Origin of the sequence: Nonomuraea sp. NPDC047897, assembly GCF_043204415.1 — a bacterium.
GTDB lineage: Bacteria > Actinomycetota > Actinomycetes > Streptosporangiales > Streptosporangiaceae > Nonomuraea.
Map to the genome: position 1 here is coordinate 650,213 of NZ_JBIDCC010000001.1, position 13,230 is coordinate 663,442.

Sequence of the window (13,230 nt, forward strand, 5' to 3'; positions counted from 1 at the left end):
GCTCGCGAGGTCAGGCCGGCTCGTGGTCGGGCGGGCTCGGCCAGGGGTCGGCGGCGAGGTAGCCGGTGAAGTCGGGGTCGTGCGGCCGGGCCAGCACGTGTTCGATCCACGCCCGCCGCTCGTGGTCGATCGCCAGCAGCCCCCACACGCAGGCGGCCGGCCCGTCGGGCGGCACCCGCCGCAGCCCGGTCCCGCCGGGCTCCCCCCGCCACAGCCGCTGGTAGAGGGCGTCGGCCTGCCACCGGCACACGTACACCCACAGGGCCTCGATGGCGCGGTGCACGACCACGAACGCGATGCCCCCCTGCTCGGGCAACTCCCGTTCGGCCGCCTGCAGGCCCGCCTCCACCTCGAAGTCGTCGGGCAGGTCGTCCTCGGCCGTGATGCCGATGACCTTGACGTTCCAGCCGCCGAGCCGCGTCACGCCGAGGGACCGGGTCTGGCGCGGACGGTAGGGGATCATCGAAGCTCCGTCGGGGCGAACACGGTTCGGGGGACGCAACCGATCCTACGGTTGATCAAAGCGCGGAGGTGGCCGTATCGACGCTCTCATCAGGACCGTCGACGTGCCACGGTCCGGTCGTCGGCACCGGGACCTCCACGGGACGGCCGCCGGCACCGGGTCCCGCCGATCACGATCACCCCGTACCGGGACGACACGGTGATCGCTGGGCATGGGTGAGGTCATGACGACGTCACGCGAACACACCTTCACCGGCACCCGAGGCACCAACGTCGCGCGCCGGTGGCCGCACGACCACCCGCGCTACCTCGCGCTCCTCGTCCACGGCTACGGCGAGCACATCGGCCGCTACGAAGGGGTGGCCGGCACACTGGTACGCCACGGAGCCGCGGTGTACGGCGTCGACCACCTCGGCCACGGCAAGTCGGCGGGGGAGCGGGTGCTCGTCGAGGACTTCGAGGACGTGGTGACCGACGTGCACACCCTCAGGCGGCTCGCGGAGGCCGACCATCCCGGCCGGCCCGTCGTGATGATCGGCCACTCCATGGGCGGGATGATCGCCGCCCGGTACGCCCAGCGTCACGGCGCGGGCCTGACCGCGCTGGTCCTGTCGGGACCGGTGCTCGGTGAGTGGGAGCCCGTCCCCGCACTGCTGGCGCTGGACGAGATCCCCGACGTCCCCATCGACCCGGCCACGCTCTCCCGTGACCTGTCCGTCGGTGAGGCCTACGCGGCCGACCCGCTCGTCTGGCACGGGCCGTTCAAGCGACCCACGCTGGAGGCGTTCGCCACCACGCTGGCGGCCATCGCCGAGGGCGGCACCCTGGGCACGCTGCCGACGCTCTGGGTGCACGGCGCCGACGACCGGCTCGTGCCGGCGGACGGCAGCCGGGCCGGCGTCGAGGCCGTCCGCGGGGACGACTTCACCGAGCGGATCTACCCGCAGGCCCGGCACGAGGTGTTCAACGAGACCAACAGGGAGGAGGTGCTGGCCGACGTCACGGCCTTCATCGACCGCGTCCTGCGCCGCTGACCGATGATTCCGCGCCCGCCCGGCCGTCTGTACGGGTGGAGGTAGGACATGGACGAGACCGGAACGCGGGCGGTGAGCCTGCTGGAGCGCGCCATCGCGTACGCGCTGGGGGCCCTGCTGCTAGTGACCCGCGGCGACCTGTACCGGCGCACACCGTGCGGCGGCTGGGACGTCGCCGACCTGCTGGCACACCTGGACGACTCGGTCACGGCACTCCACGAGGCCGCGGACCTCGGGCGAGTCGGCCTGGTCACCGGAACGGTCCCGGCCCTGGCGGCGAGCATGGGCCGGTGCGGTGGGGAGGACCCGGCCCTGGCGGCGAGCATGGGCCGGTGCGGTGGGGAGGACCCGGCTCTGGTTGCGGGAGCGGGCCGGTGCGGTGGGGACCCGGTGCTGGTGGTTCGGGACCGGGCGGCCACGATGCTCGGCGCGTGGGCCGGCACGTTACGCGAGCAGCGGGTGCGCATCGGCGGCTGCTCGCTGCCCGCCGCGACCGTGGCGCAGGCCGGGGCCGTCGAGGTGGCCGTGCACGCCTGGGACCTCGCCCGGGCCTGCGGACGACCCCGCCCGGTCCCGCCCGCGCTGGCGGCGGACCTGCTGGACGTCGCGGCCACGCTCGTCGCGGACGAGGACCGGCCCGACCGCTTCGCCGCACCGGTCGCCGTCCCGCCGCGTTCGGCGCCCGAGGACCGGCTCATCGCCTACCTGGGCCGTGACCCCGCCTGGGCCACCCGCAGCCGCCCGGCCGGGTGACTCCGGGCGGCACCCACCGGCAAGGCGGGGAGCAGTCCGCCGTCACCTGCCCGGCTCCGAGCGCGGGACGGGAGCGCCATCGGGTGATCGGGGATCGGCCGGTGGGATGGTCAGGGGAGAGCCAGGGGCGTCTCCGGGCGAGACCCGATGGGTAGCGGGGCCGGCAGCCGCCACCCTGAAGATCATGAGTGGACACGCGGTCCTCCTCGAAGGAGTGACCAGGACATACGGCGCGGGACCCACCGAGGTCGCCGCGCTGCGGCAGGTCAGCGTGGGCTTCCCGCGCGGCAGCTTCACCGCCGTCATGGGCCCGTCAGGGTCGGGGAAGAGCACGTTGCTGCAGTGCGCCGCGGGCCTCGACCGTCCCCAGTCGGGCGCCGTACGGATCGCCGGGCAGGACATCACCGGCTTGGGCGAGAAGGACCTCGCCGTGCTCCGCCGCGACGCGATCGGCGTCATCTTCCAGGCGTTCAACCTGGTGCCCTCGCTGACCGCGTGGCAGAACGTCATCCTGCCGGCCAGGCTGGCCGGGCGGCGGCCCGATCCGGCCCGGGTCCGCGAACTGCTGCACCGGGTGGGGCTGGCCGGGCGGGAGGGGCACCGGCCGGCTCAGCTCTCGGGCGGGCAGCAGCAGCGGGTGGCGATCGCCCGCGCGCTGCTGGGCCGACCGGAGGTGCTCTTCGCCGACGAGCCGACCGGCGCGCTGGACCGCGGCGCCGGTCACGAGGTGCTCGCGCTGCTGCGCGAGGCGGTGGACACGTACGGCCAGACGGTGGTCATGGTCACGCACGACCCGGAGGCGGCGGCCCGCGCGGACGCCGTGCTGTTCCTCACCGACGGGCGGATCGTCGATGTGCTGGACCGGCCGTCGCCCGAGCAGATCGGCTCGCGGCTGGGCGGCCACCGATGACGGTCCTGCTCGCCTGGAGCAACGTGCGCAGCCAGCCCGCGGGCTTCGCCGGCTCGTTCGCGGCCGTCCTCGTGGCGGTGGTGCTCGTCGGCTCCAGCGGCCTGCTCGTCGCAGGCGCGGACCGGTACCCCGACCTGGACGGGGTCACGGGGCTGCTGGTGCTGTCGGCGCTGGTGTCGGGGTTCGTGTCGGTGTTCGTGGTGGCGGGGATGCTGAGCCTGCACGTGCTGCGGCAGCGCCGGACGTGGGGCCTGCTGCGGTCGGTCGGAATGACCCCCCGCCAGGTGCGCCGGCTGGTCCGTGCCGAGGCGCTGGTCGTGGCGGTGCTCGCCGGCGTGGCGGGCTGCGTGCTGGCCGTGCCGTACGCGGAACTGGTGGCGGCGGTCATGCACGCCGTCGGGCTGACACCGCGGGGCATCCCGGTGGAGGTGACGTGGGGGCCGTTCGTGCCGGCGTTGCTGCTCGGACCCGTGGTGACGCTGCCGGCCGCGGCCGTCGCGGCCCGCAAGGCGGTCCAGGCCGGCCCGCTGGAGGTGCTGCGGGACAGCGCGGCGCAGCAGCGGCTCATGCCCTGGCCGAGGGCGCTCACCGGGATGGTGGCGCTCGCCGGGGGCGGCGTCCTGCTGTACCTGGTGCCCCGGGTGCCGGCGGAGTCGGCCGTCCCCACCGGGCTCGCGGCGACGATGGTGCTCTGTGTGGGAGCGTCGGCGCTCGGCCCCGTCCTGCTGCGCGGGCTGGGCGCGGTGCTGGGCGCACCCGTCGCCCGCCTGGACCCCGGTCCGGGAACGCTTGCCACGGCCTCGCTCACCACCCAGCCCCGCCGGGCGATGGCGGTCGCGTCCCCGGTGATGCTCACGGTGGCGCTGGCGTGCACCTTCCTGTTCGCCGTCACGACGAGCGACGCGGCGGCGGGCGTGGTGCGGACCGGCCCGTCGGTGTGGGCCGCGCCGGTGCTGGTGGGCTCCGCCGTGGCGTACACGGTGATCTCCGTACTCAACGCGACCGCCATGTCGATGTCCGAACGCGGCGCCGAGCTGCGACTGCTGCGCTCCCTGGGCATCACGCCGAGGCAGCTCGTCCGGGCGATCTGCTGGGAGTCACTGATCGTCACGTGCGCCGGTGCCCTGCTCGGCAGCCTGATCGCCGTCGCGTCCCTCACGGCGCTGGGGGAGGCGCTGACGGGTGAGCCGGGGTTCGCGTACTCGCTGCCGCAGTGGCTCGGGCTGGTGGCCGTCTGCGCGGCTACCGCCCTCGTCGGTGGTCTCGCCTCGACCCGCCGCGCCCGCCGCGGAGCCCTTTCACCCTGACGCGCCGGGCCGGTTCAGAGCCGGTTCAGAGCCGGTCCGGGGCCCACCAGTCAAGGCCCCGGACCGGCTCCGCGGTGTCAGTCGTCCTCGTCCAGGCTCTGCAGGATCTGGTCCCACCAGCCGGACGGCAAGGCGACCTGAGACCCCTTGCACTCGTTGAGGCCGCGTGAACCGGACGTGGTCTCGCCGTTCTCGGTGCTCTGCCAGGACGACGACGTGCTGGTGTTGGCGGAGCAGTAGACGTCGGTCGCGCCGGCCGGGCCGGCGGCCACTGCGGTCAGTGCCCCGGTGGCGAGCAGCATGCCGCCGACTGCGATGAGGCTTTTCATGATTCCCCCCTGTTACCACGAAGTGATATGGCTTTGTCACTGTACGTATCCATTGGGGCTGGAGTGGCAAGCGCCACGCGGGGTTTTCCCATTCCACGAGCGAGGATCGGCGAGCCCTCTACCAGCCCGTCACCGGCGGTTTCCTTCACCGCAGGCGCCCCGACGGGTGGTGCCCCCATGATCGGCGCAGGGCTAGTGCCAAGGCGGGGCCTGTGTCCGGCTAATGTGGAATTGAAGCTGACCGCCCGCTATCGGAGCGAGCAGCGCGGTGGCGACGACCGTTCTTCGTGCGGCCGTCGCCACCACCATCCGCCGCCCACGCCCTCCTCCGCGTTCGTCATGAGACCTGCGCCCGCGTGACGCGTCACGTCCGCCGATGCCGGCCCGGGTGGTGAGTGGTCCCGATGCCGGCCCGGGTGGTGGGTCGTCAGGACGTGAGGGTTTCGAGGACCTGCTCGCCGTACTTGGCGAGCTTGTTCTCGCCGACGCCGGTGACCTTGCCGAGCTCGGCCAGCGACGTGGGGGAGAGGGTGGCGATCTCCCGCAACGTGGCGTCGTGGAAGATGACGTACGCGGGCACGCCCTGCTCCTTGGCCGTGGCCGCGCGCCAGGCGCGCAGTCGCTCGAAGAGCGGCACGGCCTCTTCGGGCAGCTCCACCACCGGACGGGCGCCCGTGCCGTTGGAGGTGCCGGAGGTCCTGGCGCGCGCCGGGCGGGGTGCGTCGCGGCGCAGCCTCACCTCGCGCCGGTTGCGCAGGACGTCACCGCTGGTGTCGGTGAGCACGAGCGTGCCGTGGTCGGGCTCGACGGCCAGCAGCCCCTGCGCCAGGAGTTGGCGCGCCACCCCGTGCCAGTCGGAGTTGCCCAGCTCGGTGCCCACGCCGAACACCGTCAGCGAGTCGTGGCCGTGCTGCAGCACCTTGGCGGTCTTCTTGCCGAGCAGGATGTCGACGATGTGCCCCACGCCGAACCGCTGACGTCGTTCGCGGTCGAGCCGCCACACCGTGGACAGGAGTTTCTGGGCGGGGACCGTGCCGTCCCACGACTCGGGCGGGGACTGGCAGGTGTCGCAGTTGCCGCACGGGGCGAAGTCCTTCTGGCCGAAGTAGTCGAGCAGCATCACGCGGCGGCAGCCGACGGTCTCGCACAGGGCGAGCATCGCGTCGAGGTGGAGAACCTGCCGGCGCCGGTGGGCCTCGTCACCCTCCAGGGCGAGCCGCCGATGCTGCACCACGTCCTGCAGGCCGTAGGCCATCCAGGCGGTGGCGGGCAGACCGTCGCGGCCGGCCCGTCCGGTCTCCTGGTAGTAGCCCTCCACCGACTTGGGCAGGTCGAGGTGGGCGACGAACCGCACGTCGGGCTTGTCGATGCCCATGCCGAACGCGATCGTGGCGACGACGACCAGCCCGTCCTCGCGCAGGAAGCGCGCCTGATGGGCGGCCCTCGTCGCGGCGTCGAGGCCCGCGTGGTAGGGAACGGCGGGAATGCCGTTGTCGGCCAGGAAGGCCGCGATCTTCTCGACCGACGATCGAGACAGGCAGTAGACGATGCCGGCGTCGCCGGGATGCTCGCTCCGCAGGAACTCCAGCAACTGCCGCTTGGGCTCGCTCTTGGCGGTGATGCGGTAGTGGATGTTGGGCCGGTCGAAGCCGGCCACGAAGTGGCGGGCCTGGTCGAGACCCAGCCGGGAGGAGATCTCGGCGTGCGTGGCGGGGGTCGCGGTGGCGGTCAGCGCGATGCGCGGCACGCCGGGCCAGCGCTCGTGCAACCCCGACAGTGTGAGGTAGTCGGGCCGGAAGTCGTGGCCCCACTGGGACACGCAGTGGGCCTCGTCGATGGCGAACAGCGAGATCTCGCCCTTGGCCAGCAGCCGCAGGGTCGCCTCCACGCGCAGTCGCTCGGGAGCGAGGTAGAGCAGGTCGAGCTCGCCGGCCAGGAACGCCGCCTCGACGGCCTGCCGTTCGCCGAAATCCTGGGTCGAGTTGAGGAACCCCGCACGGACGCCGAGCGCGGTGAGCGCGTCGACCTGGTCCTGCATCAGCGCGATCAGCGGCGAGACGACCACCCCGGTGCCCGGGCGCACCAGCGCCGGGATCTGGTAACACAGGGACTTGCCGCCGCCGGTCGGCATGAGCACCAGCGCGTCGCCACCCGCCACGACGTGTTCGATGATCTCTTGCTGACCCTGCCGGAAGGAGTCGTAACCGAAGATCCGCCGCAGGACCTCGATGGGGGTATCCATGCGGCTACCTTACGTGGTCGCCCGGGGTCTCAGTGACGGATTCGCCGACGGCGATATGGCCGCCGGCGTGCCGGGGAACCACGTCACGCCGGTGAGCCTCGGCGACGAGCACCCTGAGTCCTCCTGCTCGGCCCTGTCGCGCTAGAGGAGCCGCGCGATCTCGACCGCGGTGCTGAGCACCAGTGGGGCGATCGTGGTCTCATCCCGCACGCCGATGGTGACCACGCCCACGCTGGCGTCGGCCGGGCGCCCCGGCGTGGTGATCGGGGCGGCGACACCCCACGCACCGGGCTGCAGCTCACCCGCGGTGACCGAGTAGCCGGTGGCGCGGGCCTCCGTTATCGCCGGTCGCTCGTCCGGGCAGGGCGGGCGGCCGGCCAGGATGGCAATGCCCGAGGCGCCACGGTTCGCGGGGTGCCGGGTGCCGGTGCGATAGCTGACGTGGATCTGTGAGCCGCGCGGCTCGGCCACGGTGAGTACGACCGCCTGGCTCTCGTCGATGTCGAGCACGGTGATGAAGGCGGTGGCGTTGCAGGTGTCGGCCAGCACCTGGAGCGCGGAGGCGGCCGCGCCGCGGAGCCTGTGCTGCACGGCGGCGTTGAGCTCGACGATGCCGAGTCCGAGGGTGAAGCGGGTACCGATCCGCGCGACCAGCCGGTGGTTGCCGAGCGCGGTCAGATGGCGCGAGACGGCGTTGCGATGAATCCCGGCCAGTTGCGCGAGTTCGGTGATCGTCAAACCGTCCGGATGGTCCCTGAGGATCTCCAGGAGCCGCAGTCCGGTGTCGATCGTCTTGGAGCCTGCCACGGAGGCGGCCGTGCTGTGTTGCTCCGCGGTCATCGGACACCTGGACGGGGCGCGGGGGTGTAGCGCACGGGCAGGTGCTTGATGCCGCCGATGAAGTTCGACACCAGCCGGACCGGTGGCCCGGCGAGTTCGACGTCCGGCAGCCGCCAGAGCAGTTCCCGGTAGAAGGCGCGAAGCTGCAGCCGGGCGAAACGGGAGCCGAGGCACACGTGTGGGCCATCCCCGAACGAGATGTGGTCATTGGGCCGGCGTGCGATGTCGAAACGCATCGGGTCAGGGAACTGCCGCTCGTCGAAGTTGGCGGCACCGTGCAGGACGACGACCTTGTCCCCTGCGGCGATACGCCGCCCGGCCAGGACGGTGTCGCGTACAGCGGTTCGCCTGAAGCTGAGGACGGGCGGATGCCAGCGCAGCATCTCCTCGACGGCCGAGTCGAGGAGCTCAGGGTGATCGAGCAGCCGGCGATGCTGGTCAGGATGGTCGAGCAGGGCGAGCATCCCGCCGGGCAGGGCCGAACGCACAGTGTCGTTGCCCGCGATGACCAGGAGGAAGAAGAACATCGACAGTTCGGCATCGGCGAGACGCTGTCCACCCGCCTCCGCCGTGGCGAGCGCGGTCATGACATCGTCCGCCGGATTCCGGCGCTTGTAGGCGGCGAGGGAGCGGGCGTACTCGAACATGTCGCTGAGCATGGCCGGGGATCGCGGATTGACCGGCTTGCCGTCCGGGCCGCGGACGACGGTCGCGTGGTCGGGGTCCTGGTAACCGATCACGCGGTTGGTCCACTCCAGGATCTGGCCGCGGTCGGCGGAGGGGATGCCGAGGAGGTCCGCGAGGTTGTGGATCGGGTAGTCGTCGGTCACGTCCACCGGCAGGTCGCACTCGCCTCGTTCGGCGATCCCGTCGACGAGCAGGCGCGCCCGTGCCGCGATGCCGGTCGTGAAGCGCTCGATGCGCCTGGCGGTGAACACGCCGGAGACGATGCGCCGGAGCCGGCCGTGGTCCGGCGGATCGAGGTTGAGCATCGTGCGCCGGATGAACGACAGGTCGGCCGGGTCCGGGTCGCGGATCTGGGTGGCGCCGAGCCAGGAGCTGTACTCCATCGGCGTCCGCAGCACGTGTACGACGTCCGCGTGGCGGGTCACCGCCCAGAACCCGGGTCCCGCCGGCCAGTCACCGACCTCGTGCTCGTCCTGCCAGTGCACGGGGTCGTGGTCGCGCAGCCGGCGGTACGTCTCGTGCGGGATGCCTTGTGTGTAGACATGCGGGTCGAACACGTTGACCGCCGCACTCTTGTCGATCATGGACATCCCTCTGGAGATCGTCAGGCGGCCAGGTAGCCTTCGATGGCGGACACCAGGGCCAACGGCGTCTCATCCATCGCGTAGTGGCCGGCGTCCGCGAATGTCAGCAGCTCGGCGTTCGGATACCACTGCAGCCATGTGCCCCGCATGACGTCGGCGGAGAGCGCGGGGTCGTGCTCACCGGCGATGACGAGCACGGGCGTGGTGGCGCCGGTCACCTCGGTGTGGAAGTCGGTGCGGGCCCAGGCGTCCAGGTAGGCCCGGTAGGCGGTCACCGTGGAGTTCCGCAGCGAGTTGTCCACCATCTCGTCGAGCCACGGCCCCGGAAGTCGGTTGCCGGTGGTGAGATCGATGATCGCACGGCGGTTGGCGGGCTCCTCGGCGGAACCGGAGAACAGCGCCCACCCGTCGTCGTCGAACGGCACGCCAGAGGCCGGCACCGGAGAGATGCCGACCAGCTTGCGGACCCGGCCGGGCGCGTCCAGCAGCACCCGCTGCATCGCCGTGCCGCCCATCGAGTGTCCGACCAGGGAGAAGCTGTCCCAGCCCAGCTTGTCGGCGAGTGCTGTCACGTCGGCGGCGATCTCGGCGAGGGTGTACTCGCCGGCGAGGTCGCGGGCCTCGCCGTACCCCCGGTAGTCGGGAAAGGCGTAGGTGAAGGCGTCGCCGTCCAGGTAGGGCTGGATCTTTGCGAAGCTGCTGCGGTCTCCGAACCAGCCGTGCAAGGCGATTACGCGGTGCGGCCCGGAGCCGCGGACGTCGTGGGGAAGGACGACGGGGGACACGGTGGATTCTCCTTCGTGTTCGCGGTGTCGGATGACGAACGCCCGGCGTATGTCCTGGCGGACGGAGGCGCATCGCTCGCCCGCCGGGCGCCGCCGAGGCACTCCAGGCTGAACCAGACGTACTTGCCGGCTTCGTGCTGGACGGCGCCCCACTGGTCGGCCTGCGCCTCCACCAGGAACAGCCCACGCCCGCTCTCGGCCAGGAAGTCGGGGGATCGCCGCGTGGGGAGGGTCGGATCGGGGTCGCAGATCGCCAGCCAGACCGTGGTGTCGCCCACCCGCACGTTGATCCTCACATCGGAGGATCCGCCGACGGACGGGGCGGCGTGCTGGACCGCGTTCGTGACCAGCTCGCTGGTCAGCTCGGCGATCGTCGCCTCGTCGGCGGCGGAGAGGAGCAGATCCCAGGAGGCGAGCATCGCCGACACCCAGCGGCGGGCGATCGACGACGCGATCGGGGAGCAGGGCAGATCGCACCAGCCGGAAAGCTGCCTGCTCGTGAGGTCGGTCACGACGGTCACTGCGCGCACGCTCCGACTGGTGGTGCAGGGCAGGTCGGCGTGCCGTCTCGGCACCGCGCGACGCTCCTCTCCTTGGTGGCTCCCGGGCCCACGCCGCCCTCCATGGGGCGCCTTGATAAGGCGTGGGCAGGTTCGGCCTGGGGCCTCGGGCATTGCGTCGCGAACACGGCGTGAACTTCTCCCGGAATGCCCAAATATTGGGCACGATGGTCAAAAGATGGGCGCGCAGCGAAGAAAGCATCGGCCGGAATGCCGGCTGTTGTCAACGGGAATGACACAAAGTGTGGATCATTCGTGGCCGGGTGCGGGAATGAAGACCGTTCCATGTCCGCTGGGAGCGGGCTCCGATGACGGCTCCGGTGCGTGAGCACGCTGAGCGCGTGGCTCCCCTGTCCGCCCGTGCCGGGGGCGGGTGCACAAGGGCAGGCCGAGGTCCCGCCACAGGTCAGCATGCCTGCCATTACTTGTGGGTAGTTAACCTGCACCTGCGGTGGGAGCAACGGTGATCGCGATGGGCCTCTCAGGGAAGGAACGCCGCATCCTCGCGGAAATCGAGCACGCCCTGGCCTTGGAGGACCCGGACCTCGCCAGGCGCGTCGCGGCGATCAACAGCATCGAGTCCGGCGCCGAGATCGGCCTGCGGCCGTACGGGCGGCAGGCGCGTGACTGGGTGACCGCGCACCTCTGGACGATCGTCGCCGCGGTCGTGCTCGTGGTGGTGCTGCTGACGCTGGCCGTGGTGCTCGCGTAGGGCGGCGTCAGGCAGGACGTCAGGCAGGACGTCAGCCGCGGGCGTCAGGCAGGACGTCAGCCGCGGGTGCGACGGCGTCGCAGCACCGCGAGGTCCACGGCCGCGACGAGGGAGACCGCGGCGGCGATGGCCGCCTCCCAGGCCCACACCTCCTCGCCCGTGCCGGCGGCGCGCGTCAGGAAGAAGACCGCCGCCACCACCCCGAGCACCAGCGCCACGAGAGACAGCGCCCGCCGAGCTCCCAGCGGGCTCCGCGCGGTCACCGGTTCGGTGCCCCGCCGATCACGCAGCCACATGGCCACCTCCTTGTCCCGTCCTCGTCCCGTCCTCGTCCCGTGGTCACGCCCCCGCGAACAGGTCAGGCCAGGCACCTCAGCGTCGCGGCGAGCCGCGGGTCGAGGCCGTGGCCGGCCGGCAGGCGGCCCACCGTGGCCGCCACGAACTCCGGATACGACAAGGTCGCCTCCACCCCGTCCGCGTGCACGCCTATCCGTTCGGCCGTCTGCTCGACCTGGACGTCGGCCTTCTGCTCCGCCAGCGCGAACCGGCCGACCGCGACCCGCCAGCGTGTCCTGCCGTCCGCCTCGTCGGCCGGCACCGGCGCGCCGACGTCGTCGGCGTGCGTGGCGTACTCGGAGTCGTAGTGGAAGGCCTGCAACCCGGCCGGGTAGGGGCCGGCCATCGTGTCGATGAGCGCGTCGCGGCCCAGCTCGCGCATGCGCCGGCGGGTGGCCCCGTTCTCGGCGCGCCATTCCTCCAGCACCTCGTCCACGGGCACGGTCCGGCGCTGCCGTACGCTCCACTCGTTGAAGTCGTGGAAGCCTTCGACCCCCTCCCGGGCGAGCCGGGTTAGCAGGTCCTGCACGTTGCCGTCGAGGCAGGCGTGGTTGTAGAGCTCCTCGCCCGCCAGGTGGGCGAGCACGTCGCGTACCGACCAGCCCGCGCACCGCGAGGGCCGCTCCCACGCCTCGGTGTCGAGGCCGGAGAAGTGGCGGTCGAGCCGGGCCGCCTCGGCGTCGAAGATGTCGAACGGCTCCCACTGTTTCAACAGGTCCTCACCCATACCCCGACGCTACCCCTGGGACGGCGCCTTTCACGGCTGGCGTGGAAGGCGGGCGGGAGCGGGCGGGAGGCGCGGGGAGCGGGCGGAAAGACCGGCGGAAAGGCGAGAGCCCGGCCCCCGCGCAGGGGACCGGGCTCTCGCTCAGCGGTGCTCAGCGACGCCACCAGCCGCCGTAGACCCGCACGTAGTCGGTGCGGCTCGTCGAGCCCTCAAGCTCGTCGTCACCGGCGTAGACGGCCTTGAAGGTGCCGCTCTTGTAGGCACGCGTCTTGGCCGTGAACTTGCCGCCCCACTTGGTGTAGCCGGAGGCGACCCACTTCCAGCCGGAGGAACCGCTGGCGCGGTGGTAGACGTTCACCTTCTCGCCGCGGACGCCCTCCCAGCCGTCGTCGTCCACCTGGAGACGGCCGGAGAAGTAGATCGACTTGCCCTTGCGGACCTTGTAGGGGTCGGCGCTGAAGCGCGTGATGCGCGTCTCGGCCTTGCCCTCCTCGATCTCGACCGCGAAGACGGCGGTGTCGGTGGCGACGACCCTGCCGTCCTTGACGGCCTCGGCCGTGGCCTTCCACTTGCCCTCGTAGTCGCCGTCGTTGAACGGGATGGCGAAGCGCCAGCTGTCCAGCTTCTGGGCGTCCTTCTCGCGCATGGCCCGAAACTGGGCCTGCGGCTCGACGCTCAGCCGGACGCTGTCCACGTCGGAGCTGGCGTCGACCTTGAAGTAGGCGTTCGTCTCGCCGCCGGCCTTCACCACGACCGGGTTGGGCGTGATGTCGCGGATGTCGACGGTCGACGTCTTGGTCTGCGCCGTCGCCGCCCCACCGGAGACGAGCATGGCCCCGCCGACGAAGGCGGAGACGATACCTACAGCGATCTTTCTCATGAGGGTGCTGATTCCTCTCCCCGTTGCCGGAGCCGACTCGGGATCGCCGGCTCCCTCACCTACTTTGAGGCACCGAAATGAC

General features: G+C 71.8%; 15 protein-coding genes. 5 read left to right on the plus strand and 10 right to left on the minus strand.

Features of this window, described 5'->3' with window-relative positions:
* Positions 1-10: 10 nt before the first annotated feature.
* On the minus strand, positions 11-463 hold the full coding sequence (locus ACGF0J_RS02940; RefSeq protein ID WP_393141721.1) for a hypothetical protein: 453 nt from the start codon (positions 461-463) through the stop codon (positions 11-13).
* A 223-nt stretch (positions 464-686) separates the two neighbouring features.
* Here ACGF0J_RS02940 and ACGF0J_RS02945 point away from each other — a divergent pair, with 223 nt between their 5' ends.
* The 4 genes from ACGF0J_RS02945 to ACGF0J_RS02960 all read left to right on the plus strand — a co-directional run bounded on the left by ACGF0J_RS02945 (position 687) and on the right by ACGF0J_RS02960 (position 4,466).
* Complete coding sequence (locus ACGF0J_RS02945) at positions 687-1,496, plus strand: alpha/beta hydrolase (RefSeq protein ID WP_393141722.1); 810 nt, start codon at positions 687-689, stop codon at positions 1,494-1,496.
* A gap of 48 nt (positions 1,497-1,544) precedes the next feature.
* Positions 1,545-2,249, plus strand: coding sequence for a maleylpyruvate isomerase family mycothiol-dependent enzyme (locus ACGF0J_RS02950; RefSeq protein WP_393141724.1), 705 nt, complete (start codon positions 1,545-1,547; stop codon positions 2,247-2,249).
* 184 nt (positions 2,250-2,433) lie between these two features.
* Positions 2,434-3,159 (plus strand): ABC transporter ATP-binding protein, encoded by a 726-nt coding sequence (locus ACGF0J_RS02955; protein ID WP_393141726.1) that lies wholly within the window; start codon positions 2,434-2,436, stop codon positions 3,157-3,159.
* Positions 3,156-4,466 (plus strand): FtsX-like permease family protein, encoded by a 1,311-nt coding sequence (locus ACGF0J_RS02960; protein ID WP_393141728.1) that lies wholly within the window; start codon positions 3,156-3,158, stop codon positions 4,464-4,466. Before ACGF0J_RS02955 ends, ACGF0J_RS02960 begins: the two co-directional genes overlap by 4 nt.
* 77 nt (positions 4,467-4,543) lie before the next feature.
* Here the strand turns inward: ACGF0J_RS02960 and ACGF0J_RS02965 are convergent, their stop codons facing one another.
* From ACGF0J_RS02965 to ACGF0J_RS02990, 6 genes are all read right to left on the minus strand, one after another.
* Positions 4,544-4,795, minus strand: coding sequence for a hypothetical protein (locus ACGF0J_RS02965; RefSeq protein ID WP_393141729.1), 252 nt, complete (start codon positions 4,793-4,795; stop codon positions 4,544-4,546).
* Between the two features lie 427 nt (positions 4,796-5,222).
* Entirely contained in the window at positions 5,223-7,037 is a 1,815-nt protein-coding gene (gene recQ, locus ACGF0J_RS02970) for a DNA helicase RecQ (protein WP_393141730.1), read from the minus strand.
* Positions 7,038-7,178: 141 nt separating this feature from the next.
* Entirely contained in the window at positions 7,179-7,877 is a 699-nt protein-coding gene (locus tag ACGF0J_RS02975) for an IclR family transcriptional regulator (protein ID WP_393141731.1), read from the minus strand.
* Positions 7,874-9,148 carry a cytochrome P450 gene (locus tag ACGF0J_RS02980; protein ID WP_393141732.1) on the minus strand — a complete coding sequence of 425 codons (1,275 nt, stop codon included), beginning with the start codon at positions 9,146-9,148 and terminating at the stop codon, positions 7,874-7,876. Before ACGF0J_RS02980 ends, ACGF0J_RS02975 begins: the two co-directional genes overlap by 4 nt.
* Positions 9,149-9,168: 20 nt before the next feature.
* Entirely contained in the window at positions 9,169-9,933 is a 765-nt protein-coding gene (locus ACGF0J_RS02985; RefSeq protein ID WP_393141733.1) for an alpha/beta fold hydrolase, read from the minus strand.
* Entirely contained in the window at positions 9,879-10,463 is a 585-nt protein-coding gene (locus ACGF0J_RS02990; RefSeq protein ID WP_393141734.1) for an ATP-binding protein, read from the minus strand. Before ACGF0J_RS02990 ends, ACGF0J_RS02985 begins: the two co-directional genes overlap by 55 nt.
* Before the next feature lie 502 nt (positions 10,464-10,965).
* On the opposite strand from ACGF0J_RS02990, the gene ACGF0J_RS02995 reads away from it, so the two are divergent.
* Positions 10,966-11,205, plus strand: coding sequence for a DUF3040 domain-containing protein (locus ACGF0J_RS02995; RefSeq protein WP_393141735.1), 240 nt, complete (start codon positions 10,966-10,968; stop codon positions 11,203-11,205).
* A gap of 56 nt (positions 11,206-11,261) precedes the next feature.
* Here the strand turns inward: ACGF0J_RS02995 and ACGF0J_RS03000 are convergent, their stop codons facing one another.
* The 3 genes from ACGF0J_RS03000 to ACGF0J_RS03010 all read right to left on the minus strand — a co-directional run bounded on the left by ACGF0J_RS03000 (position 11,262) and on the right by ACGF0J_RS03010 (position 13,148).
* On the minus strand, positions 11,262-11,501 hold the full coding sequence (locus ACGF0J_RS03000; protein WP_393141736.1) for a DUF6343 family protein: 240 nt from the start codon (positions 11,499-11,501) through the stop codon (positions 11,262-11,264).
* Positions 11,502-11,563: 62 nt separating this feature from the next.
* A complete protein-coding gene (locus ACGF0J_RS03005) occupies positions 11,564-12,268 on the minus strand; it encodes a maleylpyruvate isomerase family mycothiol-dependent enzyme (RefSeq protein WP_393141737.1) in 705 nt (234 codons plus the stop codon).
* Positions 12,269-12,419: 151 nt separating this feature from the next.
* The gene (locus tag ACGF0J_RS03010; RefSeq protein ID WP_393141738.1) at positions 12,420-13,148 is read right to left on the minus strand and encodes a hypothetical protein; all 729 of its coding nucleotides are present in this window, start codon (positions 13,146-13,148) and stop codon (positions 12,420-12,422) included.
* Positions 13,149-13,230 lie beyond the last annotated feature (82 nt).